The 25,679-nt window shown below is 71.0% G+C and carries 22 protein-coding genes and 1 pseudogene; 17 read left to right on the forward strand and 6 right to left on the reverse strand.

The features are described from left to right. Nucleotides 1-32: 32 nt before the first annotated feature. The 4 genes from L1280_RS08185 to L1280_RS08200 all read left to right on the forward strand — a co-directional run bounded on the left by L1280_RS08185 (nt 33) and on the right by L1280_RS08200 (nt 3,540). A complete protein-coding gene (locus L1280_RS08185) occupies nt 33-992 on the forward strand; it encodes an NAD(P)-dependent alcohol dehydrogenase (RefSeq protein WP_253581612.1) in 960 nt (319 codons plus the stop codon). 158 nt (nt 993-1,150) lie between these two features. Further along, nucleotides 1,151-1,441, forward strand: coding sequence for a KGG domain-containing protein (locus L1280_RS08190; RefSeq protein ID WP_253581613.1), 291 nt, complete (start codon nt 1,151-1,153; stop codon nt 1,439-1,441). Between the two features lie 135 nt (nt 1,442-1,576). Further along, on the forward strand, nt 1,577-2,623 hold the full coding sequence (locus L1280_RS08195) for an EAL domain-containing protein (protein ID WP_253581614.1): 1,047 nt from the start codon (nt 1,577-1,579) through the stop codon (nt 2,621-2,623). Next, complete coding sequence (locus L1280_RS08200; RefSeq protein WP_253581615.1) at nt 2,620-3,540, forward strand: diguanylate cyclase domain-containing protein; 921 nt, start codon at nt 2,620-2,622, stop codon at nt 3,538-3,540. The genes L1280_RS08195 and L1280_RS08200 overlap by 4 nt, the downstream gene beginning before the upstream one ends. 41 nt (nt 3,541-3,581) lie before the next feature. On the opposite strand, the gene L1280_RS08205 is transcribed toward L1280_RS08200, so the two are convergent. Next, nucleotides 3,582-4,706 (reverse strand): iron chelate uptake ABC transporter family permease subunit, encoded by a 1,125-nt coding sequence (locus L1280_RS08205; protein ID WP_253581616.1) that lies wholly within the window; start codon nt 4,704-4,706, stop codon nt 3,582-3,584. 242 nt (nt 4,707-4,948) lie between these two features. On the opposite strand from L1280_RS08205, the gene L1280_RS15740 reads away from it, so the two are divergent. Next, nucleotides 4,949-8,260 (forward strand): diguanylate cyclase domain-containing protein, encoded by a 3,312-nt coding sequence (locus L1280_RS15740; protein ID WP_305881872.1) that lies wholly within the window; start codon nt 4,949-4,951, stop codon nt 8,258-8,260. Nucleotides 8,261-8,536: 276 nt separating this feature from the next. Here L1280_RS15740 and L1280_RS08215 read toward each other — a convergent pair whose 3' ends face one another. Further along, complete coding sequence (locus L1280_RS08215) at nt 8,537-9,154, reverse strand: NADPH-dependent FMN reductase (RefSeq protein WP_253581617.1); 618 nt, start codon at nt 9,152-9,154, stop codon at nt 8,537-8,539. 205 nt (nt 9,155-9,359) lie between these two features. Continuing rightward, nucleotides 9,360-9,800 carry a MarR family transcriptional regulator gene (locus L1280_RS08220; protein WP_253581618.1) on the reverse strand — a complete coding sequence of 147 codons (441 nt, stop codon included), beginning with the start codon at nt 9,798-9,800 and terminating at the stop codon, nt 9,360-9,362. 173 nt (nt 9,801-9,973) lie between these two features. On the opposite strand from L1280_RS08220, the pseudogene L1280_RS08225 reads away from it, so the two are divergent. From L1280_RS08225 to L1280_RS08230, 3 genes and pseudogenes are all read left to right on the forward strand, one after another. Further along, a pseudogene (locus L1280_RS08225) lies at nt 9,974-10,744 on the forward strand (SDR family NAD(P)-dependent oxidoreductase). Nucleotides 10,745-10,791: 47 nt separating this feature from the next. Beyond that, nucleotides 10,792-10,920 (forward strand): hypothetical protein, encoded by a 129-nt coding sequence (locus L1280_RS15685; protein WP_256488133.1) that lies wholly within the window; start codon nt 10,792-10,794, stop codon nt 10,918-10,920. After that, nucleotides 10,917-11,378 carry a PQQ-dependent sugar dehydrogenase gene (locus L1280_RS08230; RefSeq protein WP_253581619.1) on the forward strand — a complete coding sequence of 154 codons (462 nt, stop codon included), beginning with the start codon at nt 10,917-10,919 and terminating at the stop codon, nt 11,376-11,378. The genes L1280_RS15685 and L1280_RS08230 overlap by 4 nt, the downstream gene beginning before the upstream one ends. Before the next feature lie 201 nt (nt 11,379-11,579). On the opposite strand, the gene L1280_RS08235 is transcribed toward L1280_RS08230, so the two are convergent. After that, entirely contained in the window at nt 11,580-11,840 is a 261-nt protein-coding gene (locus L1280_RS08235) for a hypothetical protein (RefSeq protein WP_253581620.1), read from the reverse strand. An 86-nt stretch (nt 11,841-11,926) separates the two neighbouring features. Further along, on the reverse strand, nt 11,927-13,888 hold the full coding sequence (locus L1280_RS08240; protein WP_253581621.1) for a hypothetical protein: 1,962 nt from the start codon (nt 13,886-13,888) through the stop codon (nt 11,927-11,929). Between the two features lie 293 nt (nt 13,889-14,181). On the opposite strand from L1280_RS08240, the gene L1280_RS08245 reads away from it, so the two are divergent. The 4 genes from L1280_RS08245 to L1280_RS08260 all read left to right on the forward strand — a co-directional run bounded on the left by L1280_RS08245 (nt 14,182) and on the right by L1280_RS08260 (nt 18,050). Beyond that, nucleotides 14,182-14,688 carry a hypothetical protein gene (locus tag L1280_RS08245; RefSeq protein ID WP_253581622.1) on the forward strand — a complete coding sequence of 169 codons (507 nt, stop codon included), beginning with the start codon at nt 14,182-14,184 and terminating at the stop codon, nt 14,686-14,688. A 140-nt stretch (nt 14,689-14,828) separates the two neighbouring features. Then, nucleotides 14,829-15,188 (forward strand): hypothetical protein, encoded by a 360-nt coding sequence (locus tag L1280_RS08250; protein ID WP_253581624.1) that lies wholly within the window; start codon nt 14,829-14,831, stop codon nt 15,186-15,188. A gap of 20 nt (nt 15,189-15,208) precedes the next feature. After that, complete coding sequence (locus L1280_RS08255) at nt 15,209-15,934, forward strand: molecular chaperone (protein WP_253581625.1); 726 nt, start codon at nt 15,209-15,211, stop codon at nt 15,932-15,934. Continuing rightward, nucleotides 15,912-18,050 (forward strand): hypothetical protein, encoded by a 2,139-nt coding sequence (locus L1280_RS08260; protein ID WP_253581626.1) that lies wholly within the window; start codon nt 15,912-15,914, stop codon nt 18,048-18,050. Before L1280_RS08255 ends, L1280_RS08260 begins: the two co-directional genes overlap by 23 nt. Before the next feature lie 65 nt (nt 18,051-18,115). Here L1280_RS08260 and L1280_RS08265 read toward each other — a convergent pair whose 3' ends face one another. Beyond that, nucleotides 18,116-19,501 (reverse strand): replication initiator protein A, encoded by a 1,386-nt coding sequence (locus tag L1280_RS08265; RefSeq protein ID WP_253581627.1) that lies wholly within the window; start codon nt 19,499-19,501, stop codon nt 18,116-18,118. Nucleotides 19,502-20,209: 708 nt separating this feature from the next. Between L1280_RS08265 and L1280_RS08270 the strand changes: the two genes are divergently transcribed. The 5 genes from L1280_RS08270 to L1280_RS08290 all read left to right on the forward strand — a co-directional run bounded on the left by L1280_RS08270 (nt 20,210) and on the right by L1280_RS08290 (nt 25,669). Further along, nucleotides 20,210-21,844 (forward strand): Wzz/FepE/Etk N-terminal domain-containing protein, encoded by a 1,635-nt coding sequence (locus L1280_RS08270; RefSeq protein WP_253581628.1) that lies wholly within the window; start codon nt 20,210-20,212, stop codon nt 21,842-21,844. Continuing rightward, on the forward strand, nt 21,841-22,866 hold the full coding sequence (gene rfbB, locus L1280_RS08275; protein WP_253581630.1) for a dTDP-glucose 4,6-dehydratase: 1,026 nt from the start codon (nt 21,841-21,843) through the stop codon (nt 22,864-22,866). The genes L1280_RS08270 and rfbB overlap by 4 nt, the downstream gene beginning before the upstream one ends. A gap of 5 nt (nt 22,867-22,871) precedes the next feature. Beyond that, the gene (rfbA, locus tag L1280_RS08280; RefSeq protein ID WP_253581846.1) at nt 22,872-23,759 is read left to right on the forward strand and encodes a glucose-1-phosphate thymidylyltransferase RfbA; all 888 of its coding nucleotides are present in this window, start codon (nt 22,872-22,874) and stop codon (nt 23,757-23,759) included. Further along, a complete protein-coding gene (locus L1280_RS08285; RefSeq protein ID WP_253581631.1) occupies nt 23,756-24,295 on the forward strand; it encodes a dTDP-4-dehydrorhamnose 3,5-epimerase family protein in 540 nt (179 codons plus the stop codon). The genes rfbA and L1280_RS08285 overlap by 4 nt, the downstream gene beginning before the upstream one ends. 105 nt (nt 24,296-24,400) lie before the next feature. Further along, on the forward strand, nt 24,401-25,669 hold the full coding sequence (locus tag L1280_RS08290; protein WP_253581632.1) for a lipopolysaccharide biosynthesis protein: 1,269 nt from the start codon (nt 24,401-24,403) through the stop codon (nt 25,667-25,669). The last annotated feature ends 10 nt before the right edge of the window (nt 25,670-25,679 follow it).

Here is a 25,679-nt window from a genome sequence, read left to right on the forward strand (position 1 = left end):
CCCCCCGGCCGCCCCATGCCCTACCGTGACCCATGCTCGCAGCCCGGTTTCATGCGTTCGGCGGCCCCGAGATCCTGCGGGTCGAGGAAATTCCCTGGCCCTGGCCCAGCCGTGACGAGGTGCTGGTCCGGGTCGGGGCCTCCAGCGTCAACGGCTCGGACCTGCGGGTCCGGGCGGGCGGCGGTCCCGCAGCCCTGGCGGTGCGCCGCCCCTACACCACCGGACTCGACGTGGCGGGGGTGGTGGTGGGCGTGGGGCCACGGGTCACGGCCTTCGAGCCCGGCGAGCGCGTCTTCGGGCTGCTGGGGCACGGGGGCGGCGGCGCGGCGGAATACGTGACCGTGCCGCAGTCGCGCCTGGCCCACCTGCCGGACAGGCTGGACTGGGCCGAAGCCGCGGCCATTCCACTGTCGGGCCTCACCGCCCTCCAGGCCCTGCGGGAAGGCGCCGCGCTCCACCGCCGCCCCGGTGCCCGCGTGCTGGTCTACGGGGCGGCGGGGGGCATCGGCTCCTTCGCCGTCGGGCTCGCGCGGCATTTCGGCGCCGTGGTGACGGGCGTCGCCCGCGCGGCCAAGCTGGACTTCGTGCGGGCGTTGGGGGCCGACGAGGTGCATGACGCGGCGGACCTCGACCTGGGCCGGGGGGAGCGCACCTGGGACGTGATCTTCGACACGCCGCCCGCCCTCGACTTCGCGCGGGTGCGGGCCAGCCTCGCTCCGGGCGGGGTCTACGTGACCACCCAGCCCTTCCCGCTGCGCCCCGCCGAACTTGCCGCGAGTCTGGGTGGCCCCCCCGGCCCCCGCCCCCGCTTCGCCGCCGTGCGCACCCAGGAGCGCTCGCCCGACCTCGCCTTCCTGGCCCGGCTCGTCGCCTCGGGCGAGCTGCGCGTGCCGCTGGACCGCACCTTTCCCCTGGCCCAGATCGCGGACGCCCACCGCCACGTGGAGGGGCCACAGGCGCGGGGCAAAACGGTGGTGCAGGTTTCCCCCTGACCCACCTCCTTCAGAACTGAGGGGAAAATGAAGACACCTTTACCTTCTGCTTAGGCGGCGCACAACTCATATGGAGGCCCTGTTGGACCGATCCCCACGGAAGAGCGCGGGGCAGCGGGCACAGTGCGGTCACCCCTGTCAGGGGGGAGGAGTGATCCATGACCCAGAATCAGGACAAGGCGCCGCAGAGGCCTGGGCGCGGCTTTGCCGGGATGGACCCGCAGCGCCGCCAGGACATCGCCCGTGAGGGGGGCCGCGCTGCCCACCGCAGCGGCAACGCGCACCAGTTCACCTCGGAAGAAGCCCGCGCCGCCGGGCGCAAGGGGGGCCGCGCCGTCAGCGAGGACCGCCGCCACATGGCCGAAATCGGCCGCCGGGGCGGCGTCGCGGCGGGTCGGGGGGGGACCCCACAGGATGAAGCTTCCCTCAAGCCCGAGGGCGGTGAATGAGAGGGGCCTCAGCCCCCGTGCGGAAAGGTGCCAGGATTGCGTAAGCCTCGACCTGATAGACCCGGAGGGATGTCGTCTCCCTCCGGCCCTTTTCTTCTCCATTCAGGGTTATCCAAGGTGGCTTGCGACTGCGATGTGATCACGGCGGAGGCCGGGTCAGCCGCTGGCGGCCTGTACCTGCATGCCGCCTCCCAGCATGTGCGGCGGCGCCTGAGCGCGTGGCTCGCCGCCCTGGGGCTCTCCCACGAGCGGCGGCCCGAAGGCCCGCTGGTGACGGCGGACGCGTTCGGCACCCTGCCCGCCTTGCTGGACATGTTCTCACCCACCGAACGCGCCGACCTCTTCGCCGCGCCCTGCCGGACCGACGGGTCGCCCGACGCCTGGCAGATGGCGCCGCTGGAGCGCTGGGTACAGCGGCTGGACAGCGGTTGGTTTTTCGGGGCGAGCGAGCGGCTGCGTTTTCACCTGCAACCCATCGTGGCCCTGCGTGGGGGCGAGGTCTACGGTTACGAGGCGCTGGTGCGGGCCGAGGGAGAGGGCGGCGCGGGGCTGATCGGGGCGGGGCCGCTGCTGCAAGCCGCGTGTACCCACGGGCAGGCCCGCGCCTTTGACGCCCAGGCCCGGCGCGGAGCGATTCGGCAGATCTACCCGCAGCTCGCGCCGGGGCAGGTGCTGTTTATCAACTTCGCGCCCGGCGTGGTCTACAACCCCGACGTGTGCCTGCAAACCACCTTTCAGACCTGCCGGGAGGTGGGCGCCGACTTCTCGCGCCTGCTGTTCGAGGTCACCGAGAGCGAGGCCTTTCCCGACCTCGGCCTGCTGCGGCGCATCCTCGACCGCTACCGCGCCGAGGGGGCGCAGGTGGCCCTCGACGACCTGGGAGCCGGGCACACCAGCCTGACGTACCTCGCCGAGCTGCGCCCCGACGTGGTCAAGCTCGACCGCGCCCTGATCAGCGGGCTGCACGGCAGCGACCGCCGCACGCCGCTGGTGCTCGCCCTGGTCGAGTACGCCCACGACCTCGGCATCCGGGTGGTCGCCGAAGGCATCGAGACCGAAACCGAGCTGCGGCTCGTGCGTGAGCTCGGGGCCGACTACGCCCAGGGCTACTTTCTGGGCCGTCCCGCCCCGCTGCCTGCCGGGGTGACCCCGGACGCCGCCCGGGTGTGGGAGAAGGGGTGAAGTGCCCTGCCGGGCCGCTCCCGCCCGAACCCGCCCCCCCGGCCCTGGGAGGCGGCGGGCTGCCGGACGAGTTGCCGGGCGAGCTGCTGTGGCGGGTGCTCGACACCGCCGACATCGGCCTGCTGGTCACCGACGCCCAGCGGCGCATCCTCTACGTCAACGAGACCTTTACCCGGGAAACGGGGTACTCGCTCGCCGAGGCCCGGGGCCGCACCTGCCGCTTTCTTCAGGGTCCGGCCACCGATCCCGCCGACGTGCTGGCGATGCGTGCGGCCCTCGACCGGGGCGAACCCTTCTCGCGGGTGGTGGTGAACTACCGCAAGGACGGCCGCCTGCTGCACTACCGCCTGCGGGTGCGGCCGCTGCGCGAGGAAGGGCAGGTGCGTTACTTCGTGGGCGTTCAAGAAGACTTCACGGAGGCGCACGCCGCCCAGCGCCAGTTGGAGCGCTGGGCCTACCTCGACGGCCTGACCGGGCTGGGCAACCGCCGCGCCTTTGACGAGGCGCTCGCGGGCTACCTGGCCCGGCGCGAGCCCGTGCGGCTGGTGCTGCTCGACCTCAACGACTTCAAGCGGGTCAATGACGAGCGCGGGCACCTCGCCGGGGACGCGCTGCTGGGCGAGGTGGCCCGCTGCCTCGCCCGGCAGGTGCCCCTGCCCGGCACCGCCTACCGCCTCGGCGGCGACGAGTTCGCCGCACTGCTGCCCCCTGCCCCGTCCCCGCTGGAACCCTCCCTGGAAGCGGCCCTCACCGAACTCGACGGCGGCGCCCTGCGGGCGGCGGTGGGGTGGGCCAGCTTTCCCGACGAGGCCACCGACGCGCCCGCCCTCTTTCAGCTCGCCGACAGGCGCCTGTACGCCCGCAAGCCGCGGCGCGGGCGCGTGTCCCGGCGCCCCGGAGGCCAGGAGCCAGCCTGACCGGGCCGGGTCCCCCGCCGACGAACCTCCCCCCCCGCTCCTCAGGAACGCGGAATGATCAGCAGGGTCCCGGTCTCCGGGTCCGGGAGGACGCGGGCGTCGAGCCCGTACACCTCCCGCAGGAAGGGCGGCGTGATCACCTCGGCGGGGCGGCCCTGGGTGACCACCTGCCCGCCCCGCAGGGCGACCACCCGCGTGGCGAAGCGGCTGGCCTGCGAGAGGTCGTGCAGGACCATCAGCAGGGTCATTCCGCGCCCGGTGGCGAGGCGCTGAAGCAGCCCCAGGGCCTCGTGCGCGTGGGCGAGGTCGAGGTAGGTCGTGGGCTCGTCGAGCAGCAGCACGCGCGGCTGCTGCACCAGCGCCATGGCGATCCAGGCCCGCTGCCGCTCGCCGCCCGAGAGGCCGTGGACCTCCCGTTCCGCGAGGTGGGTGATGCCGGTGTCCCGCAGCGCCTGCTCGACGAGGTCCCGGTCGCTTGCCCCACCTCCCGCCAGCAGCCCCCGGTGCGGAAAGCGGCCCCGCGCCACGAGTTCACGGACGGTCACGGCTTCCGGCAGGGCGGGCGCTTGCGGCAGCAGGCCCAGCGACCGCGCCGCCTCCCGCCCCCGCCGTCCCAGCCGGGCGAGGTCGCGGCCCTCCAGCAGCACGGCGCCCCCGCGCGGCACGAGCTGCCGGGCCAGCAGCCGCAGCAGCGTGCTTTTGCCGCCCAGAATCAAGCGCAGGGGCTGGGCGTCCTCGCTGTAGGCCAGCGCGTACACGGTGACCGCGCTGAGCAGCGCCCCGGCAAAGGCACTGAGGGCCAGTGCCGCGAAGCTCCCCGCGAAAAACGAGAACGCCAGCCCCGCTCCCGCGCTCACGCCGACGAGGTGGGGATCGCCCAGCGGGTTGCGCAGCGCCGATTGCAACAGCACCCCGGCGACCGCGAGGTTGCCGCCCACCACCGCCGCGAGCAGCGCCCGGGGCAGCCACAGGTCCAGAATCACGGTGCGGGCGAGGTCACTCCCGCCCCCGCGCAGGACCTGCACGAGTTGCGCGAGGGAGACGGTCACCGACCCCCGCGTGACCGCCAGGACCAGCGCGGGGAGGAGCACCCCGAAGGCCCCCACCAGCCACAGCGCGCCGACCCGGCCCGCGCCCGGGACACCGCGCGGGCCTGGCGGGATCACCCTGGGTTCGGCCCCCGAGCCCAGGCTGTCCTGGGGCCATCGCCTTGGAAGACGGCCCAGACGCGCAAGACCAGCGCCTCAGCCTGGATGCCCCTGCAGGCCTGCGGGCACCTGAGGACCTGAAGTGGCTCACGCGGGTGCGGCCCCGCCGCCGCCGCGCTCCCGCAAGGCGGCCACCCCGTCCCCCATCCCCCCCGTGCCGGGGCTTGCCGGGCGCCGCCAGCCGCCCCACTATGGAGGGGATGACACCGCTCGTGAGTCGGGACGACCTCACCCGGCTCCCCACCCGCGCTGCGTTCGACACCGACCTGCGGCGGCGCCTGTCGGACGGGGCAGGCTGCGCCCTGCTGCTGTGCGACCTCGACTATCTCAAGCTGATCAACGACACCTTCGGGCACCTGGCGGGCGACGAGGCGCTGCGGGCGCTCGCGCAGACCCTGCACGGGCAGCGGCGCCCCGGCTGGGAGGTGTACCGCCTGGGCGGCGACGAGTTCGCGGTGCTGGCGGGCGGCCCGGAGGCGGCCCTCGCGGAGTGGGGCCAGGCCCGGCTCCGGGAGCTCGCGCAGCGCCCAGGGCGGCCCCTGCGCGTGAGCATGGGCGTCGCCGCCTGGGAGCCGGGCCTGAACCGCGAGGCCCTGTTTGCGCGGGCCGATGCCCGGCTCCTGGCGGCCAAGCGCCTGGGCCGGGGGCAGGTCGTGGTCCGGGATCCGGTGTCCGCACCGGGCGCCGGAAGCGGGCCTTCCCGGCTGCTGGAACGGGACGAGGCCCGCGCCCGGACGGTGGCCTTTTGGAAAGAGGCCCTGGCCCGGCCCGGCGCCCGCCTGACCGTGCAGGCCCCGCCGGGCGGGGGCCTGAGCGCGTTCTTGTGCGAGGCCGACCGGATCGCGCAGCACCTGGGCTACCAGACGCTGCACGTGCGGGGCGACCCCGGACGGGCCGCGCGGCCGCATGGCGCCTGGGAGGGCGCCACGCTGAGCGGCGTGCCCCTGGCTGGCCCCCCGGACCCGGCGGACGTGGGCGGGGGGGCGGGCCGACCCCTGGCCCTGCTGCTCGACGCGCCCGAGTTCCTGGGGGCCTGTGCGCTGGCCGAACTCGCCCCGCTGCTCGCGGGGGCGCAGGCGGTGCTGACCGGGCAGGCGGCGGCGCCGGGGGGACCCGCGCCGGACTCGGGGCCGGAGGTGCTGAGTCTGCCGCCGCTGACCGACCGGGCCGTCCTGGCGCTGGCCGAGGCGCAGGTCGGGCCGCTGGGCGAGGGGCGGGGCGCGGCGTGGCTGTGCGGGCAGGTGCGGGGCCTGCCTGCCCGGCTCGCGCCGCGGCTCTCGGCCCTGCGGCTGGAAGCGGAACTGCGCGGCCAGAGCGTGGAGGCCCTGACCGGGAGCGGCCTACGCGACTGGGAGGACGCCGCGGCGCGGCAAGTGCCGTCCCCGCCCCCGCCTCCCCACCCTTACCTGCACGGCCGGGGGCCGGAGGTGCGGGAGGCGGCGCGGCGGCTCGGCGGGCACGCGCTCCTGACCCTCACCGGCCCGGCCGGACGGGGCAAGACGCGCCTGGCCCGGCAACTGCTCGCCGAGCTGGGTGCCCAGGCTCCGGGCGGCGCCCACGAGGTCCCCCTGCGCGGGGTGCGGGTGCCCGAGCTGGCCCTGGCCCGCATCAGCGAGGTGCTGCTGGGCACGGCGGTCGCTCCCGTCACCGCCGGGACGGTGGCCCGGCTGCTGGGTCGGCGGCCCACCCTGCTGCTGCTCGACGACGCCGCGCCCGCGGCCCTTCCCGCGCCGCTGCTCGAGGCGCTGCTGGCCCGCAGTCCGGGCACCCGCCTGATCGTGACCTCGCGGGCGCCGCTGGGCGTGCGGGGCGAGGCGGTGCTGGCGCTCGCCCCCCTGCCGGACGTCAGCCTCAGGGCCGCCCTGGCCGCGCAGGCCGAGGCCCCGGACGGCGAGGACGAGGGCGCCCTGGACGCCCTGACCCGCTACGCGGCGGGCGAGCCGGACACCCTGACGGCCCTCTTGCCCCTGGTGCAGACCCTGGGCCTGAGGGGCGCGGCCGAGCATCTGGAGCGCAGCGGGCGGGCGCGGCAGGTGGGCGCGGGACCCTGGCCGGAACTCGGCTCACCGGAACGGCGCGTGCTGGCGGCCCTGAGCACCTTCGGCGGCCCCTTCGACCTGGCCTGGGCGCAGGAGGTGTCGGGCAGTTCTTCTTTTCTGCTCTCCGCGCTGATTCACCGCCACCTGCTGCGGCCCGTGGGCGGCGGACTCTACCGCCTGCCGGAGCAACTGCTGGACCGGGGGCAGGCCCACCTGCGCCGACACCCCGCCACCCTGGGGCGTGCCCGGCAGCGGGGGCTGCGCCGCGCCCAGGCGGTCTTGCGGGCGTACCCGCCGCAGAGCGCGGCGTGGTTCGCGCACCTCGACCTCCACGCCCCCACGCTGCGGGCGCTGCTCGCCGGGCACCTGCACGCCCCCACGCCGCCCGACCCGGCCCTGCTGCGCACGCTGCTGGACCTGATGCCCTACCGCCTGGCCCGCGCCCACCTGTACGACGCGCGGGAGGACCTGCACGCGGCCCTGCGGGCGCGGCCCGGCGAGGAGGCGGACGCCCCCGGCGCGGCGCGGCGCACCGAGCTTCAGCTCGCGCTCGCCTCGACCTTGCAGCGGCTGGGCGACCACGCGCAGGCCTCCGCGCTGGCGGGCGAGGCCCGCGCCCGCGCCGAGACCCTGGGCGACCCGGTGCTGCTGGGCTCGGCGCTGCTGACCGAGGCCCGCATCCTGCACCGCCGCAGCGTCTACCCCGAGGCCCGCGCCCTGTTCGGGCGTGCCCGGAGCGTGCTGGAGGGAGCCGGACGCCCGGACCTCCTCGCCCGCGCCCTGGGGGGCCTGGCCCGCAGCGGGGTCTACCTGGGCGAGCTGGAAGAAGCGCAGGCGCAGGTGGAGGAGGCGCTGCGCGGGGCGGCGCCCCTGGACCGGCCCCGGCTGCGGGCCGAGCTGCTGAACACGGCGGGCCTGATCGCCACCGAACGGCGCGACCTCGGGGCGGCGCAGGCCCGGATGGAAGAAGCCCTCGCGCTGCATGAAGCCTACGGCGGACGCGAGGGCCAGACCCTGAACCTGACCGGGCTGGCCTGGGTCGCGCTGCTGCGCGGCGACTTCGCCCTGAGCGCGGCGCACAGCGGGCGGGTGCTGCAACAGGCGCGGGACTCGGGGCAGGGCTGGGAGATCGCCAACGCGCTGGTCAACCTCGGGCACGCCCTGGCCCGGCAAGACCAGCTCGCCGAGGCCCGCGCCCGGTTTCACGAGGCCGCCCTCCAAGCCGCGCAGTGCGACGCGCCCTCGGTGGTGGCCGAGGCCCTCGGCGGCCTCGCCGACGTGCTGGCCCGCGAGCGCCGCCCCGGCGAGGCCCGCGCCCTGCTCACCCTCGCCCTGGCCCATCCCGGCGCCAATGCCGAGGTCCAGAGCTTTTTCGCTCCCCTACACCGCACCCTCGTGGAGCACCCCGCCGCTCCCCTCCCCGCCGAGATCGGGGCGCTGCTGGCCCGGCTGCGGGACCCGCCCCCCGGCTGAGTGCGGGAGGACGCGGCCCCTGCCCCGGCCGTGTCCCAAACCGCTCCCCCGAGCCTTCCTGCCCGCTCAGGGTGGCCGGAAAAGGAGTTCTCCCCCCGGAGAGCGCCGGTGGGAGAACGGAGGGGACGCTGTGCGCCCCACAGCGGTGGACGGACAAGTCGATGGGTTGCCCCTCAACTGGTCCGGCCCCAGTGGGGCGAGACTCCGTCATGCAAAGCGGTCAGAGAGGAGTTGAAGGGACAAACAGTGTCCCTTCAACGGAACGGAGCGCCGCGATCAGACCCCGGACGAGGACACCTGAATCTCCTGGGGCGGGGTGGTCGCCTGGCGTGCGGTCCTGAGCGCGTTCGCCCACCACGCGAGTTCGTCCAGCATGGCCGTCACGCCGGGCTCGAGGTAGGTCAGCTCGTCGAGGCTCTTGCCCTCCTGCCACGCCGCGAAGAAATCGCCCCCCTGGATATGCACGGCCGCCCGCAGGGGCGCCATTTGCAATTCGACCGCGATGCCGCGCAGGTGCTCGATGGCGCGGGCCGCCCCCACCGAGCCGTAGCCCACGAATGACGCGGGCTTCTTGTTCCACTCGGGGTAAGCGTAGTCCAGCGCATTTTTCAGGGCGGCGGTGGGCGCGTGGTTGTACTCGGCCGTGATGAACACGTAGCCGTCGAACTCGGCCAGCCGCTGCTGCCAGCGCACACCGACCTCGTTCTGGGTGGGCGCCCACGCATTGGACGCCACCTCGTTGAACAGCGGCAGCGGGAAGTCGCGCAGGTCGAGCACCTCGAAGTCCAGGTCCGTGCGCTGCGAGGCCCGCTTCATGAACCATTCGGTGGGCTTGTCGGCAAAACGGGCGTCGCGGGTGCTGCCGATGATCACGGCGATCTTGGGGTTCGTCATGGGAGGCTCCTGAGGCGCGTCCTGTGCGGACGGGCGCGGAAAGAGAGACGTCAGCAGGCGTTCAAGCAGGTTCATGGGCCGCCTCTTCACGGGCGACGGCCAGGGTCCCGTCTCCGCTTCGCAATGGTGCCCGCAGTCAATCAGTTCAATATTGAATTGTCAAGAGAAGTTCCTTGACCTGACTGGGGGCCGGGCCGACCCTCCTTTAACCCAGGAGGCGCAGCAGGACTTCGAGCTGCCGCATCTGCTCGGGCGTCAGGGTTCCAAACTGCCGCTCGTGAAGGCCGACCACCCTGGGCAGCGCTTGGCCGATCAGGGCTTCGCCCGCGGGGGTCAGGAACAGCCGCTTGGCCTTGCCGGACATTTCTCGGCGAATCAGGCCCCGGCCGCACAGCCGCTGGGCGTGGTAGGTCAGGTTGGCCTCGCTGAACAGCAGGTGCTGGGCGATGTCCTGCTGGGTCGCGCCCCCGTGGGCACGCACGGCCGCGAGCAGGTCGAACTCCGTCACGCTCAGGTCCAGTGGGGCCAGGGTGGCCTCGACCTCCCTCATCCTGGCCTGGGTCAACCGCACCAGCCGTTGCCACAGGCGAATGGGCGGCTGCCGCAAGGCGTCGTCCAGCGTCCTGACCACGGGGTCGTCGTGCACGGCGCCACTATAGCCGGGGAGGGCCAGGGGCTCCGCTCGAGATGTCCCCTCCGCATTGAACTGTCTGCTGTGCCCAGACCAGTGGCCCGGAGGCCCTGGCCCAGCGTATGCGGGTGGACCCCGTGTGGGAGCCGCCCACCGTCACTTTCCGGAGGGAGTGGACAGGAGCAGAAATGACGTCGCCCAGCTTGCAGGACGAGGTCGCCATCACCGGAGCCGCCATGGGGATGGGGGAGGCGACGGCGCGGCTGTTCGCCCAGGCCGGAGCCAGGGTCGTCGTCGTGGACTTCAACGACGAGAAGGGCCAGGCCGTCGTGGAGTCGATTGGTCAGGCGGGCGGCGCGGCCACCTTTGTCCACGTGGACATCTCCAAGGCCGAGCAGGTGCAGAACATGGTGCAGGCCGCCGTGGACGCCTATGGCCGCCTGGACGTGGCGGTGAACAACGCCGCCCTGACCCACGACGACCGGCCCGTGCACGACTTCGACGAGGCCTACTGGGACCGCCTGATGTCGGTGGACCTCAAGGGCATGGCCCTGTGCCTGAAGTACGAACTGCGGCAGATGCGCGAGCAGGGCAGCGGCGGGTCCATCATCAACATCTCCTCGGTGAGCGGCTTCCGGCCCCAGGCCAACACCGTCGCCTACGTCGCCGCCAAGCACGGCGTGAACGGCATCACCAAGGTCGCCGCGATGGAAAACGGCGAGCACGGCATCCGCGTCAACGCGGTCGCCCCCGGCGCCATCGACACGCCCATGCGGCGCGGGGCCATCGAGCAGTTCGGCCTGGACGCCGAGAGCTAGGCCCCGCAACTGAGCCTGCTGGGCCGCTTCGCCCAGCCGCAGGAGGTCGCGCAGGCCAGCCTGTGGCTCGCCTCGGACCTGTCGAGCTACGTGACAGGGACGACCCTGCACGTGGACGCCGGGTACGTGAACGCCCGCTGAAGCCAGCCGCTCAGCCTCCCTTTCCCCTCGCCTCAAGGAGCCTTCCCATGCAAAACATCAAGTCCATCGCCCTGACCGTCTCGCTGCTCGCCCTCGGCACGGGTGCCCTCGCGGGGGGCAGCCAGCCCACGCCGCCCGCCAGCCCGTGGGCGAACCGTTCACCAGGCGGGTCGTGACCACCGGCCTTCAGATGCCCTGGGAACTCACCGCTGGCCCCGACGGGCAACTCTGGGTGACCGAGGGCCTCGGCAAGCAGATCGTGCGGGTCAACCCCACGACCGGGCAAAAAAGCGTGGCAGTCACCATCCCCGGTGCCCTCGCCGGTGGACAGCACCAGGGCCTCCTCGGCATGGCGCTGCACCCGGACCTCCTGAAGGGCCAGGGCCGTGACTGGGTCTACGTGGCCTACACCTACGGCCCCGAGGCCGCGCCCAAGAAGAAGATCGTGCGCTACACCTTTACCGCGGCCAGCGGGCGGCTGACGGCCCCCACCCTGGTGATCGGCAACCTGCCCGCCGGGAACGACCACAACGCGGGGCGGCTGAAGATCGGCCCCGACGGCAAGCTGTACTTCACGATGGGCGACCTCGGGCACAACCAGTTCGCCAACTATGCCAAGCCCATCACCTCGTAGGTGCTGCCCACCAACAACCGCTACCGCGACACGGCCGTCTCGGCGGACGGACGCACCATCTGCGTCATCACCGACAGCGGCGGGCAGATGCTGGGGCAGCAGGGCCAGTGGGTGACCGAGATGGCCAACCCCGGCGCGATCCTGGCCTTCACCTACACCGGGAAGTCACCGCCCACCGCCCGCGTGGGGAAGGCGGGCGGTTCAGGCAAAGGAAGCGGAGTCGGACGCGGTCAGGAGAGCGTCCCACTCCGCAGTTCGTCCCGCCTCCGCCGAACTCGCCCGCATCGCCCGCTTCCCCGTGGTGGCGGGCGGCGTGCCCATTCGGGCATTCGGGCGAGCACCGCCGCCGTCGGGGTGAGAGGCGTCTCCAGCGGCGACATCGGCCAGAAATGTGCGGCCGACGCCGTCACCGCCGTGCTGGGCCAGTTCCCCCGGCGCCGGGAGCCTGGGTTCAGCCCGCACGGGGTGGCCCCTGGCCCCGGCTCAGGAACCCGCAGCGGTGGTCAGACCTATGGAGAGGCTCCCGCCAGCGGAACGGAGCGCCGCGATCAGGACCGGGGGGTGGTGCGGCCCCCCACCGCCAGATGCAGCGTGAGGTCGAGGGCACGCACCCGCAGCACGAGGGGGGCTCCGCCCGGTTGCGCCGGGCCGCACCACAGCCGCCAGCGGCGGTCGGGACCCGCACCGAGGTCGAGGACCTCGGGCTCGCCGCCGCACTCCGCGATCAGCAGGGGCGAGGCCCGGTCGGGGCGGTACTCGTCCAGGCGGTAGGCCAGGCGCCAGGTGCGGGTGCCGTGGGGCAGGGGAAGGGACAGACGGAGTTCGGGGGCCGCGTGGCCCTCCGCCCCCAGCCTCAGCAGGGTGAGCTGCCCGTCCCACTGCTCGGCGCGGTACCCGCCGGGCAGGGCGGCGGTGCGCCGGAACTCGCCCCGTGTCGGCGCGGCCGTCTCCCCCGGCTGGGGACCGGTGGGAAGTCGGGGAGCCGGATCCTGGGCCGCCCAGCCCCGGCGGGGTTGCCCGCGCAGGGCCGCGCGGGCCGCGCCCTCCAGCGTCGCGGCGAGGGCGCAGCGGGTCAGCTCGCTGCCGAACGCCAGGGGATGCTCGCCGTCTGGCAGGCGGCCCCGCAGGTCCGGCAAGTCGGCGTGCAGCACCGGCGGCACCCGCTCCAGCACGCCCAGGCGCAGCGCCGAGTCCAGCAGCGGGCGGGCCTCGGCGGCGGGAAGCGGCAGGTGGCCGAGCGCCTGCTCGGCGCAAAAGGGACTGGGCAGCGCGGCCAGTGGGGCCAGGGCGCGGGCCGCGCCGGGCAGGGCCTGCTCGACTTCCGCGAGGAGGTCGCCCTGCACCGCCGGGGTCAGGCGCACCCGGGGAGGCCAAGGCTCCCGCAGCCGCAGCAGGGGGCGCAGGGCCGTCAGCCAGCCTTCCGAGTGCCGGATCAGGGCCAGGGCGGGGGCCGGGTCGGGCAGGGCGGCGCTGGGCAGCGGCGAAGCCCGGAAGACCCGCAGGCGCCCCCCGCCGAACTGCTGGCGGACGGCGCGGGCCAGCGCGTCTTCCCGGCAGGGGGTGGTCGCCAGCAGCAAGACCAGCGGCAGCGGCCAGTTCAGCGCGAAGGGCAGCAGGTCATCCGGTCCGGCCCCCACCTCCGCGCGGTGCAGCGCGATCACCAGCGGCTGCCCGTGCCCGATCAGGAGGCCGCTGAGTCCGGACACCAGGTGAGGCACGGACGGTCCCTCCTCCAGCAGCTTCCCCAGTCGGGCGTGGGCCTCGGGGGGCAGCAGGGTGCGCAGGCGCAGCAGCAGGGAGGTCAGCAGCAGCCGGGGATCGGCGACGGCGTCCAGCTCGACATAGGGCCAGTCCTGGCTCTCCAGCACGCTGCGGAGCGTCGCCCGCGTGCCGTGCCCGGACCGCGCCGTGTACAGCAGCACCTGCGGCTCGCGCCGGGCCAGTTCCTGCGTCGCCCGCAGTTCCGGGGCGAACCGGCCCGCCAGCCAAGCGACGGCCGAGCCCTCCAGCCTCTCCGGCGGCGAGTCGCCGGGTGAGGCGGCCTGCTGGCGCCGCACCGCCTGCCGCCTGCCGTCCAGCCGCTGCCGCTGGGTGTCCAGCCAGGTTTGCAGGGCCGGGTTGCCCGGGTCGTCCAGCCCGCCCAGCGGGGGACCATTCAGGGCCAGGTGCGGAACTGTCGCCGCACCAGCCTCGGCGGCGAGTTCCTCCAGGTCCGTCCCCGCCGTGAAGCGCAGCAGGGGACCGCCCCCCGGCGCGAGGTCCAGGCCCTGTGCCCGCAGCTTGGACAGCTCGACCCGCAGGCTCGCCAGGCCGCGCCCGCCCGGCCACAGCAGTTCCGCGACGGTGCTGCGGTGCATGGGGCGGCCTTCCAGGGCGAGGTAGGTCAGCAGCAGGGTGCCCTTGCGCGACAGCGGCAGGGCGGCGTCGCCACGCAGGACGGCGGCAGTTCCCAGAACGCGCAGCCGTACGGGTGCTGGCTCCGGGGCGAGGGGAGAAGCAAGAGAGGTCACAGCGTTAACGCCGGGTGACGGAGGTGTTAATGGCTGGTGAACGCCTGAGACAGTGCATGAACACACTTTAATCAGGTTCGGTCAGGTTGGAGGCCTCATTTGAGAATGCCCCCGCGGGGGGGCATGGGGCCGCTTTAACGTTTTCGTTGACGCGTCAGGCCCGCCGGGATTGTCCGCTGCCGGAGCGCCCGCCTAGAGTGCCCCTACGCAAACGACCACAGCGGAGTCCGCGTCCAGAACAGGGGTTCACGGTGAACCTCTGCGCGGCTTCCCCGTGTCGGAAGGACGAGATGATGAAGAACCTGACCCTGCTGGCCGCCGCCCTGACCCTCGCCGGTTCTGCCTCCGCCGCCACCTCCACCGGGAGCGTGGTGTTCAAGGCCACGGTGGCCAACACCTGCCACATCGTGGGGGTTCAGGCGGCGCTGCCCGCCTCCCTGGGCTCGGGGACAGCCTCCACGGCGAGCTACACGGCGCTGAACAACAGTGGAGTGTCCACCGCGGCCATCGGCGCCGTGATCGAGTGCACCAAGGGCACGGTCGTCGACATCAAGGCCACGCCCGGCGCCCAGGGGACGGCGGCGACCGATGGCCGGAGCGGCACCATGAAGCTCTCCGGCACCGGCGGCGCCTTCCTGAACGGGGCCTGGACGATGGCGGTGGACAAGGTGAATTCCACCAGCCAGATGACGGGCGACCGCTACGGCGGCTCGGTGACCTTCCGGCCCGACGCCGGGCAGTGGGGGGCTGTCAAGGGCGACTACAGCGGCATCCTGACCGTCACCTTCGAATACAACTGAGCCCCGCAGGAGCGCTCCGGCAAGCCCCCAGGGCGGCCTGGGCGCTCCGCTCTCCGAGGTCATCCATGCGCTGGCTGTTCTCCCTTCTTCTGCTTACCGGCTTCGCTGCGGCGGCGCCGGCTTCTGGCTGTGTGGCCTCGGTGTCTGCGGCGCCCCCACTGCCCTATCAGGCGCTGCCCACGGCCCCGGACGTGCGGCAGGTCACCCTCGACATCGTGTGCGCCCGCAAGCAGGACCTCTACCGCGTTTCACTGCCCGGCGTGCAGGGCGACCTCGTCCGGCTGCTGGGGCCGGGCGGCGAGGCGCTGCTGGGCCGCCTCTCCGGCCACGAGTCGCTCGGCCTCTGGCAGGGCGGGGGCATTGGCGCGGTCGAGGGCGGCTCGGGCCAGGGACCGCGCACCTACCGCCACACCCTAACCCTCCAGATTGAACCCGGCCAGTGGGGGGCGGGGCGCGGGAGCTACGTGGCCGACCTCGCCCTCACCGTGGAGTCCAAGTGAATCCCCCCCAGGAGTGCCCCATGCCCCGACTGCTTCCCCTGATCCTGATGTTCGCCCTGCTGCTCGGCCTGGGCGGCGCGGGAGCGCAGGGCTACGGCTTCTCGCCCACCGTGCTGGGGATCGCCCCTACCGGGAACCTCAGCACCCAGACCACCATGCTGAACGCGGGCCAGACTCCGGCGACTTTCCGGGTCGTACCGGTGCTGTGGCGCATGGAGGGCGGACAGTCGGTGCTGTCGGAGACGCGCGACCTGCTCGTGAATCCGGCGTCTTTCACCCTGGCGCCGGGCGCGTCGCAGGTCATCCGGGTGGCCCTGCGCAAGAAGCCGGGCGACACCGAACTGACCTACCGCCTGCTGGTGCAGGAGGTGCCGGGCGAGAGCACCGCGACCACCCAGACGCCGCTGGGCGACGGCCGCAGCCTGAACATGCAGCTCGCCCTGAGCTTTTCCCTGCCTGTCTACGTGACGCCGCCGGGAGCGCAGGCGCAGGTCACTGCGACGCTGAGCCGCGACGGCAACGACCTGATCGTCCATCTGCGCAACAGTGGCCGTCGCCGGGCCACCTACGGCAACCTGCTCGCCGGACGCGGCGGGGAGCCGCTCGCCGTCGCCTCCTTCGCGGTGCTCGCCGGGGCGGACTACACCCTGCGGTTGCCGGGGCTGGGCGCGGGCACGGGACCGCTGACCCTGAGCTACCGCGACGCGGATGGACGGGAGGTCCGTGAGACGCTCGCCCTGCCGTAGCGCGGCGGCCCTGCTCACGGCGGCCCTGCTGTGTCCGGCCGTCGCCGCGCCGTGTGAGGCGCCCGAAGCGCTCCTCCAGGTCTTCGTGCAGGGCTCGGACCGGGGAACTCAGGTCGTTCGCCTGGCCGCGACGGGGGAGGGGCCGGTGCAGGTCCTGCTGCCCCCCGACGTGCTGCGGCCCGGCGAGGCGGCGCTGCGGGGCGAGCGGCTGAGCTGCGGCGGCGACATCTTCGTGACCTTGGCCGCCGACGTGGCCGTGCGCTACGACGCGGGCGCCCAGACCCTGACCCTGACCCTGCCCCCGGCCCGCCTGGGCAGCCGGGTGGCGGACTTCGCGGAGTTCTCGCTCGACCCACCCCCCCTGTACGGCGAGGCGGGCTGGGCCGTGACCTTCGGGGTGCGGGGGGCGGCGAGCTACGGGCGGCTGGAGGACTGGACCGCCGGGGCCTACGCCGACGTGGGCACCGCGCGGGGCGGCCTCTCCGGGTCGCTGGGGGCCGTGGCGGTGCGGGACGCGGGCACGGGCGGCTCCGGAGTGCAGCCCCGCGCCCTGCTGCGGTATGCCGTGACACCGGAACTGCGCCTGTACGGCGTGTGGAACGCTGCGCCGACCGGGGAGGCCCCCGGCTTCGGGGTGACCGACTTCCGGGGGGTGGCGGTCGAGGGCCGGGGCGGTCCCCCCCGTGTGCTGCCCGACTACCGCCTGGACCTGCCCCTTCCGGCCGACGTGGAGGTGCAGGTCAACGGGCGGCGGCTGCGCGTCTTCCGGGCCGAGGCGGGCTCACTCACCCTGCGCAACGTTCCCCTGCCGCCGGGGGGCTATACCCTGCGGGTCCTCCTGACCGACGAGACGGGCACCCGTGAGGTGGAGGAGCGGGTGTCCGCCGAGGCCGTTACCCTGCCCTCCGGCACCTTCGCCTACGCGGCCCAGGTGGGCTGGACGTCCGGGGGTTACCGGGCGGGCGCCTCCGGCCAGGTGGGGCTGGGAGGAGGTTGGACGGTCCTGGGGAGCGCGGCCCTCACCCCCGACCGCACCGCACTGTCGGCGCGGGCCAACCTCGCCCGTGCAGGCTGGACCCTGGGACTGGGCGCCTCGGTGGGCCATGCCCCCGGCGAGGGCTGGCAGCCCGAACTGAGCGCCGAGGCGACCCGCGCGGTGGGCCGCCTGACCCTCCAGGGCCGGGCGACGCTCCCCGTGAACGACGTGCGGACGACGACCTTGGGCCTGGGCGCCCGCTACGCCACGCCCGACTGGGAGGTCTCGGTGGGCGCCCGCTCGGGTCTGGAGGCCGCCACCTGGGAGGCCGACGCCTCGGTCACCCGCAGCTTCGGGGGACGCGGCAACCTGAGCCTCACCGGGGGCCTGCGCCCGGATGGCTGGAGCGCGGGCCTGCGCACCACCTGGACGCCCGAGCCCCGCTGGAACGTGTCGGCCGGGGTGGGCCGGGACCAGGCGGCCAACCTTCAGGTGCGCTACGCCCCCACCCTCGCCCACACGGTGGAGGTTGCGGCCTCCCCACAGGCGGCCAGCCTGAACTACGCCTACCAGGGGCCGGTCCGGGCGGCGGCCTCGGTGAGCACGAGCGGGGCCTCGGCCCAGGTCGAGGGCGTGGTCGTCGTCAGCGGCGGGCGGGTGACCCTCCAGCCCGACGGGGCCACGCGGGGTGTGCGCGTCCAGACCGGGATTCCCGGCATTCCCCTGCTCGTGGCGGGCGAGCCCGTCGGCGTGACAGACGCCCGGGGTGACCTGCTCGTCACCCGGCTTCCCATCGGGCCAGCCATGACGCTGGGGGTGGACCTCGGCGCCCTGCCCTTCGGCATCGCCCTGCGCGAGGTGTCACGCGACTTGCCTCTCCCGGTCAGCGGCGTGGTCACGCTCGACTGGCGGGAGAACTTCCGCGAGTACCGCTGGGTGCAGTACCTGTGGGCACCCGGCCAGCCCGCCGCCTACGGGGAGGTGGGCTTCGGGGAGGAGGTGGTCCTTCTCGACGAGGAGGGCAACGGGTTGACGCCGGTGTCAACTAGGGTACTGCACGGGGAACTGCGGGGGGAGGACGGTCGGCGCTGCGGGGTGACGGTCGGGGTGGGGGAGGAGCGAGTGAGCTGTCGCCCATGATGGCTGGATCGGCGGGGCGCGGACAACTGCTCCAGGCACCTCACGGCTTTGAAAAAGTCCTCTCCTCAACTCAACCTGTCCCGCAAGTCGTCCACGAAGGCTTGCAGTTCCAGGCGGGCCTGGGCAGCGCTGAGGTCCTGAAGCAGCGCCCCGGCGTGTAGCTGCCCACTCAGGCAGGCGCGTTCGAGCGCGTCCCAGTGCGGGCCGGTCAACTGCTTGCCCAGCAGCAGCTTCAGGGATCGCCGGGTCCGTTCCCACTGCACCTGCGGAGGCGCGGCGAGCAACTCGCGGCGCTCCTGCTCGGCCCGCTGCTGCGCTTCGTCCTCGGCGGCGCGGAGGCGGGCCTGACTCTCCTCACGGCGCTCCTCGGCCCCGGGGGCAGAAGGCCGGGCGTCCAGCACGTATTTCTCCGGCCGCTGCAGCATGTCGTTGATCAGGCCGCCCGGCTTGCGGACACTGCCCGGCTTCTCGCGCAGGGTGTCTTGCACGTACCGCACGACCTCTTCCACCCGGTCGCCCTTTTCCTTGGCGAGCTTGTTCGCGGCCGGAGCGGCCACCCCGCTCTCGACCAGCAGGCGCACCAGCGCGGGGTCCGGGTCGTCCAGGCTGGCGAAATCGTAGGTGAGGGCCGTGGTGGCCCTGGAACCCCCGACGCGTACGTCCCGTAGGTAGCCCTGGGCGACCAGCTCCTCGTGGGCCTCGCTCAGCGCCCGGAGCGTCTTGCTGGGCTTGCCGTCCGTGATGCCGCACGCCAGGCGCCAGTCCTCCAACCCCACCGCCAGGGCGCGCCGCTGCTCCCCGGTGTCCGCGTACCGGTGGGCTTCCAGCAGGCGGTACAAGGCGCGGGCAGGCGGCTGCTCGATGCCGGTCAGGATCTTGTGCTCCAGCGCTTGGGTGAACCCGCTGCGAATGCTGTTCGCCATCTGCGTGCCGAGCTGAATGGTAAGGGTCGCGTTCGACACGAGTTCGCGGGTCGTCTCGAAGCTGTCCTGGCCGTCGATGTCCCAGTAACTCAGGTCGTTGATCAGCCGCATCCGCTTGACGTTGCGCAGCTTGCGGCCGTCCGGGAGGTGCCAGCCGTCGGTCACTGTCACGCTGGTGTACCACAGGCGATCGAGCGACTCGCGCAGCCGGTGGAAGCTCTTGCCGTTGAGCGGTAGAAAGCTCGCGGCCCGCAACTCGTACGCCGTAGTGTGCAGGCGATTGTCCTCCGGACACGACCGCGCCGCGAACAGACTCTCGATGCCGATCACAACGTTCGTGTCGATTCCCCGGGGACGCCCATGCGGAGCTTCCGCCGCGATGCCGAACGACCGCCCCGCGATCTCAAAGGCGCTGTTCCACGAACGGCTGGCCTCGTCGTCGAGCCGGGTCTGGACGCTCACGATGCCCAGCCGCGCGAAGTTCCGCTCATCCACCCTGGGCAGTGCCGGTTGTCGGTCCTTTTTCATGTCCCTCCCGCTGAGCTGCTGATTGTCTTTTCAAAGATAAAAAGAAACAACAACAGAGAGAAGCCAGAAAACGCGTGCCAGCCGCTGCCGAGAGCCGAAAACGGCACAAAGGTGTCCCTATCCGGCAGCCTCTGCGGCACAAAGGTGTCCGGGGAGGTCGCCCAACCAGCGTGCGTGCGCCAGAGAGACGAAAAGCGCGTCCAGGTCGCAAGAAGTTTGGAAAACGGCACAAAGGTGTCCCCGTAGTATCGGGCTCCTGATGGAAGGGACTGCCCCCCTCGGACCTCAAAAACGGCACAAAGGTGTCCCGGATGCCCTTACCCTCGCCGATGAAATCCTCTTGCCCGTCTCAGCCCATCCCGACGACCGCAGGGTGGCGGCGGTCGCGCCCTATCTCAACTGGAGGATACGTCTCGAACGGGGGCGTTCCGTGGGCTGGTGTGGGGTCGGTCTGGCCGGGAGACCACATCCGCCGGAGGGTCACGGAGCGTCACCCTGATCCTGATCTACAAGTTCTGCTGCTGCCCAGCAGGTCTGCGAGTCTGCCTCATGTTGGAACCTTGCTGCACCTCAGGTTCCTGGGTTCTGCGCAGGATGAGTCGTTATAGTGGCGCCGATGAGTGCCGTTCACTGTCGGAAGAGGCCAGGGGGGAACAGGCCCCCCACATTCGTGCGGGTCGAGCTTTCCCGCTGGACGATGGGCACCCCATGACCCCCGCTGACCGAACAGGCGAGAACGAGATTGATCTCAGTGTGCTGTGGCGCGGTCTGCGCCGTCGCCTCCCCTGGATTCTGGGCACGGCCCTGCTGCTGGCCCTTGCTACCTTCTTGTGGTCGCGCAGTCAGCCTCCGGTCTACGAGAGTACGGCCAGCCTGATTGCCGCCAACAACCAGGGGCAGGACAGCACGCTCGGCACGGCCTTAGTCAAGGCACCTCCCTTGCCGGAAGGCGCGGTGGCCCAGGCGTTGCAGAGCACCCAGGTGATCGGCCCCCTGACCCGGTCGATTCAGGCCGCCGAGGAGATTCCGGCGGCGGAGCGCGAGCGGCTCATTCAGGGGCTTTCGCGCGAGCTGCGTGAGCAGCGTCTCCAGACCATCACGTTGACCTCCCGTCTCGATCCAGGGGGCAACGGCATCTATACCCTGCGTGCCCGTGCCCGGACGCCGGAAGCGGCGCAGCGGCTGGCGAACCTCGCGAGTACGGCCTTGCTGACCTGGGACCGGAACCGTGCGCTGGAGAACCTGCGCCGGGCGCAGGCCGGTTTTGAGGCTCAGCTCGCTCAGGTCGACCAGCAACTGGGGGTTCCTGGATTGCCCTCGGTCGAGCGGCAGACCCTCATCGCAAGGCGGGCCAACATCCAGGGCAACCTGATCCAGACCCAGCTGCTGGAAGATTCGGTCGCGGGCGTACTGAGTACCCTCGCGCCTGCCGTCGCGCCGCTGGACCCGGTCTCCCCCAAGCCCCTGCGCAACGCCGTGCTCGCCGGACTGCTGGGCTTGCTGCTGGCGACGGGTGTGGTGACGCTGCTGACGGTCCTCGACCGCACCGTCCGGACGGAAGACGACCTGCTTTCCCTGGGCCTGCCCACCCTGGCGGTGATTCCACGGCTGCGCCAGCGGGACGTCGTGTTCTCGGGCATCGTGCGGGCGGCGCGGCAGGCGGGGCTGTACGAGGCCATCGGCTTCCTGCGGGTCAACCTGCTGACAGCGCTCTCGGGTCAGGCCCACCCGGTCGTCATGATCACCTCGACCGCGCCGGGCGAGGGCAAGAGCAGCTTGACCGCCACCCTGGCGGATGGACTCGCCTCCAGCGGCCAGCGGGTGCTGATCATCGACGCTGATCTGCGGCGCGGCACGCAGGCAGCCGTGTGGCAGAAGTTCAACGAGCAGGGCCGCTGGCGCTCCCTGAACGGCGGGGGCGGTGCCCGCACCACCCGTGAAGCGCTGCTGGCGCCCCACAACGCCGAGGTGTTGGAGGTCGAGCGCAACGTGGACATGCTCCCCGCCGGGCCGGGCCTGCAAGACAGTCTCGCGGTCTTCAATCGGGCTGACCTGCAGGCTGCGCTCGGCCTGTGGCGGCGGGAGTACGACCTCGTCCTGATCGACAGTGCCCCGCTGCTTGCTCTGGCCGACGGGCTGGTTGTGGGTGCTCACGTGGACGCCGTGGTAATGGTGACCGAGTATGGCCGCACCAATATGCAGGCGGTGCGGTCGGCGCTGCGCCGCGCGGAGCGGGCAGGCCTGAAGATCATCGGCTTCGTGGTCAACAAGTCGGATGCGCGGGAGGGGAGCGGCTACGGGTACTCCTACGCCTACGCACCGAGGGAGGGGGCCAAGGTATGAATCTACTGATTACTGGGGGCTGCGGCTTTATCGGCAGCAACTTCGTCCGTTACTGGCTGGAGCAGCATCCCGATGACCAGGTGGTGGTGTACGACAAGCTGACCTACGCTGGGCGCCGGGAGAACCTGCACGACCTGTGGGACAGGCCGAACCTGAGCCTGGTCGTCGGGGACATCGCGGATCAGGCCCTGGTGCGCTGCACCTGCCAGGAACACGGCACCGAGCTGATCGTCAACTTCGCCGCCGAAACCCACGTCGACCAGAGCATCCTGGGACCGCTCGTTTTTACCGACACCAACGTCCGTGGCACCCACGTCCTGCTGGAAGTCGCCCGCGAGTTGGGCGTGCGGCTGCACCACATCAGCACCGACGAGGTCTACGGCCATATCCCGGATGGGCACCAGAGCGTGGAGACCGACCCCCTGGCCCCGCGCAGCCCCTATGCGGCGAGCAAGGCGGCAGCCGATCAGCTCGTGCAGGCCTACCACATCACCTACGGGCTGCCCGTGACGATCACGCGGGGTGCGAACAACGTAGGGCCGTACCAGTATCCGGAAAAGGCGGTGCCCCTCTTCTCCACGAACGCCATCCTGGGTGAGCTGCTCCCCGTCTACGGGGATGGACGGCAGATGCGCGACTACGCCCACGTGTACGACCACTGCACGGGCATTGAGGCGGTGCTGCTGCGCGGGCAGGTCGGGGAGGTCTACAACGTGGGCACGGGCCGCGAGATGACCAACCTGGAGATGGTGGACATCGTGCTGGAGACGCTGGGGCAAGACCATAGCTTGGTGCGGCACGTCACCGACCGTCCCGGCCACGACCGCCGCTACTCCATGAACGTGGACAAGCTCAGGGGCCTGGACTGGGAGCCCCGCTACGATCCCCGGCAGGCCGTCGCCGAGGCCGCCCGCTGGTATGCCGGGAACCGCTGGTGGTGGGAACCGATCCGCAGCGGCGAGTTCCGCGACTACTACGAGCGGCAGTACGCCGGGCGTCTCGCCGGAAAGGTGGAAGGGTGAACGTCCTGCCACGCAAGGGCATCATCCTGGCGGGCGGCAGCGGCACCCGGCTGTATCCCGCGACGCTGGCCGTCTCCAAGCAACTGTTGCCCGTCTACGACAAGCCGATGATCTACTACCCCCTCACCACCCTGATGCTGGGGGGAATCCGGGACATTCTGATCATCTCGACGCCCGATGACACGCCGCGCTTTCGTCAGCTCTTGGGCGACGGCTCGCAGTGGGGCGTGCGGTTGGAATACGCCGTGCAGCCCCGGCCCGAGGGTCTGGCCCAGGCGTTCCTGATCGGGGAGGACTTTCTGGAAGGGGGCCGGAGTGCGCTGATCCTGGGGGACAACATCTTCCACGGCAACGACCTCTCGGATCTGATGGCGGCAGCGAGCCGCCGCGAGGATGGCGCCACGGTCTTCGCCTATCAGGTCAGCGACCCTGAACGCTACGGCGTGGTGGAGTTTGACGACCGGGGACAGGCCCTCTCCATCGAGGAGAAGCCCGCCGCTCCCCGGTCGGACTTTGCCGTGACCGGCCTCTACTACTACGATCACCGGGTGGTGGACATCGTCAAGGGGTTGCGGCCCTCGCCGCGCGGCGAGTTGGAAATCACCGATGTCAACAATGCGTACCTGTGCGACGGGCGCCTGGACGTGCAGGTTATGCGCCGGGGCTTCGCTTGGCTGGATACCGGCACCCACGAGAGCATGCTGGAGGCCAGCCTCTTTATCCAGACCATTGAGCACCGCCAGGGCCTCAAGATCGCCTCGCCGGAGGAGGTCGCGTGGCGCAGCGGCTGGATCAGCACCGACGACCTGCGCGAACAGGCGCGGAAACTGGCCAAGAACCGCTACGGCCAGTACCTCCTCAAGCTCAGCCACGAAAGGGCTCATCCCCTGTGAAGATTGAACTCGCCCCTGAATACGCTGCCGCCCTGACCTTTGAGAGTTATCCCCCGGCCCCGGACATCGCCGGAGTCTGGACCCATCCTCTTCGCAAGAATCGCAGCGAGAACGGCGCTTTCATGGAGTACGCCCGCATGGGGGAGGAAGGCTTTCAGGGGCTGCCCGGCCGCCTGATACCACGCCAGATCAGCGTGTCGTGGGCCGCGCCGGGGCGCATCAACGCCTTTCATATCCATGTCAAGGAAGAGCAGAACGAGATCTGGTGCGTGATCGAGGGTCAGTTGATGGTCTGGCTGGTAGACTGCCGCGCCGGAAGCCCCACCCTGGGCGTGCGCCGCAAGCTGGTGCTGAGCGGCGAGCAACCGACCATGGTGCATATCCCCAGTGGGGTGGCCCACGGCTATCAGGCGAGCGATGGGGGAGCCACCCTGCTGTACACGATGGATGCTCGATTTAATATCGAGGATCCCAATGAGGGGAGAATTCCGTGGAATCAGTTTGGTGATGAATTGTGGAGCGAGGATCGGGGATAAAAGATTCTCGTCTTCCAATTTGCATTGCCGAGCAGGTCGGTGCGGGGAGACTTAGGACATCCAGAGTGAACACTCTGGACGCGTCGGTATCTTGGGGACTGTGATTTGACTGATCAAGGCGCTCAAAATCAGGATATCTCTGCGCCGACGGACTTGCCACGTCGTCCCAAACAAATTGCGACGATTCTTCTGACTTATATCCTGCGTATAGCTGGCCAGGGAATATCCTTCTTTATCTTCGCACGTGTACTAGGTCCGGAAGGCTTTGGGCAGATCTCTGCTGCACTGGCGATTCTAAGTCCAATAGCTCCCTTCGTGGATATGGGAGCGTACTCAATTGTCTCCCGTGACATCGCCTTAGGGCGACATCCAGGTAAGGTCGTAGGGGAGAACCTTAAGGTTGTGCTCCTTACCTTCCCCTTGGGTCTCCTAGCCTGTCTAGTCGTCTCCGATCTGCTTTACGGTTCTGATGGGTTGTTGGTTTTTGGTTTGATCGGAGTGGGATATCTACTCCTCAGTCGCACCTCTCTTCTGCTGGCGGCAGTTCAAAACACAGTGCAGGTGAAGGTCCCCGTAATCGCCGTAGAGGCGGTGGTGGCTCTTTCCCTGCTAAGTTTGGGAGGCTACGGAATGGCCTTTGGATACAGCTTGTTTGCCTGGGCTGTAACCTATGCACTCATAGGGGTGAGCGGAGCGCTGGTCGCCGGGACCGTCCTGCGCCGCTCACTTGGGGATATCAAAGCGCCGTTTCCAAGTATGGGCCGAATCAGTGAAGGTCTCGTATTCAGTATGGGCAATTCCTTTCAGTACTTGTACTTGGAGCTGGATAAAATTTTGCTCTTTCGCTATGCAAATTCGGCCCTCACGGGGGTATACGCTGCATCCACTCGAATTGTCACCGTAGCCCTTATGCCTATAGGTGCGGTGTACTCTCTTTTTTATCCTCGATTTATGCAGGTAGGTCACGACAGAGCTGCGTTAAGTGCATTATTGCACCGCGTAGTGCTGATTGCAGCAGGGTACGGCTTAATTATGGCGCTCTGCTTCATTGCACTTTCCAATTTTCTGCCGGGTTTGCTTGGCGAGGGCTACGCCAGGGTCCGGACCTTCCTGCTGTATCTTTCTGGGGTAGTCTTCTTGCAAGTGATGCAGACTCCATTTGCTGATGCTCTGACGGGAAGAGGCCATCAAGCGGTGCGCACTCTTTTGCAGGGGTCGGCCAGCGTCGTCGCTCTAGGGGCAGGACTACTATTTATCCCTGGTGATCCCACCAGCGGGGTGATTAAGACAGTGTTCACCGTGCATGGGTACTTGCTACTGGCCTACGTGCTGTCGTACGGCCTGATCATGAGAAGGAAAAAGGAGCAGATGTGATCTCAGTGTG

It is taken from the genome of Deinococcus sp. HSC-46F16 (assembly GCF_024171495.1).
GTDB lineage: Bacteria > Deinococcota > Deinococci > Deinococcales > Deinococcaceae > Deinococcus.

Bases quoted from the DNA above. Each gene is read 5' to 3' on its own strand.
- L1280_RS08255 (WP_253581625.1), top strand. From the start codon at position 15,209: ATGCCCCGACTGCTTCCCCTGATCCTGATGTTCGCCCTGCTGCTCGGC.
- L1280_RS08245 (WP_253581622.1), top strand. From the start codon at position 14,182: ATGAAGAACCTGACCCTGCTGGCCGCCGCCCTGACCCTCGCCGGTTCT.
- rfbB (WP_253581630.1), top strand. From the start codon at position 21,841: ATGAATCTACTGATTACTGGGGGCTGCGGCTTTATCGGCAGCAACTTC.
- L1280_RS08215 (WP_253581617.1), bottom strand. From the start codon at position 9,154: ATGACGAACCCCAAGATCGCCGTGATCATCGGCAGCACCCGCGACGCC.
- L1280_RS08190 (WP_253581613.1), top strand. From the start codon at position 1,151: ATGACCCAGAATCAGGACAAGGCGCCGCAGAGGCCTGGGCGCGGCTTT.
- L1280_RS08265 (WP_253581627.1), bottom strand. From the start codon at position 19,501: ATGAAAAAGGACCGACAACCGGCACTGCCCAGGGTGGATGAGCGGAAC.
- L1280_RS08270 (WP_253581628.1), top strand. From the start codon at position 20,210: ATGACCCCCGCTGACCGAACAGGCGAGAACGAGATTGATCTCAGTGTG.
- L1280_RS08185 (WP_253581612.1), top strand. From the start codon at position 33: ATGCTCGCAGCCCGGTTTCATGCGTTCGGCGGCCCCGAGATCCTGCGG.
- L1280_RS15685 (WP_256488133.1), top strand. From the start codon at position 10,792: ATGCAAAACATCAAGTCCATCGCCCTGACCGTCTCGCTGCTCGCCCTC.
- L1280_RS15740 (WP_305881872.1), top strand. From the start codon at position 4,949: ATGACACCGCTCGTGAGTCGGGACGACCTCACCCGGCTCCCCACCCGC.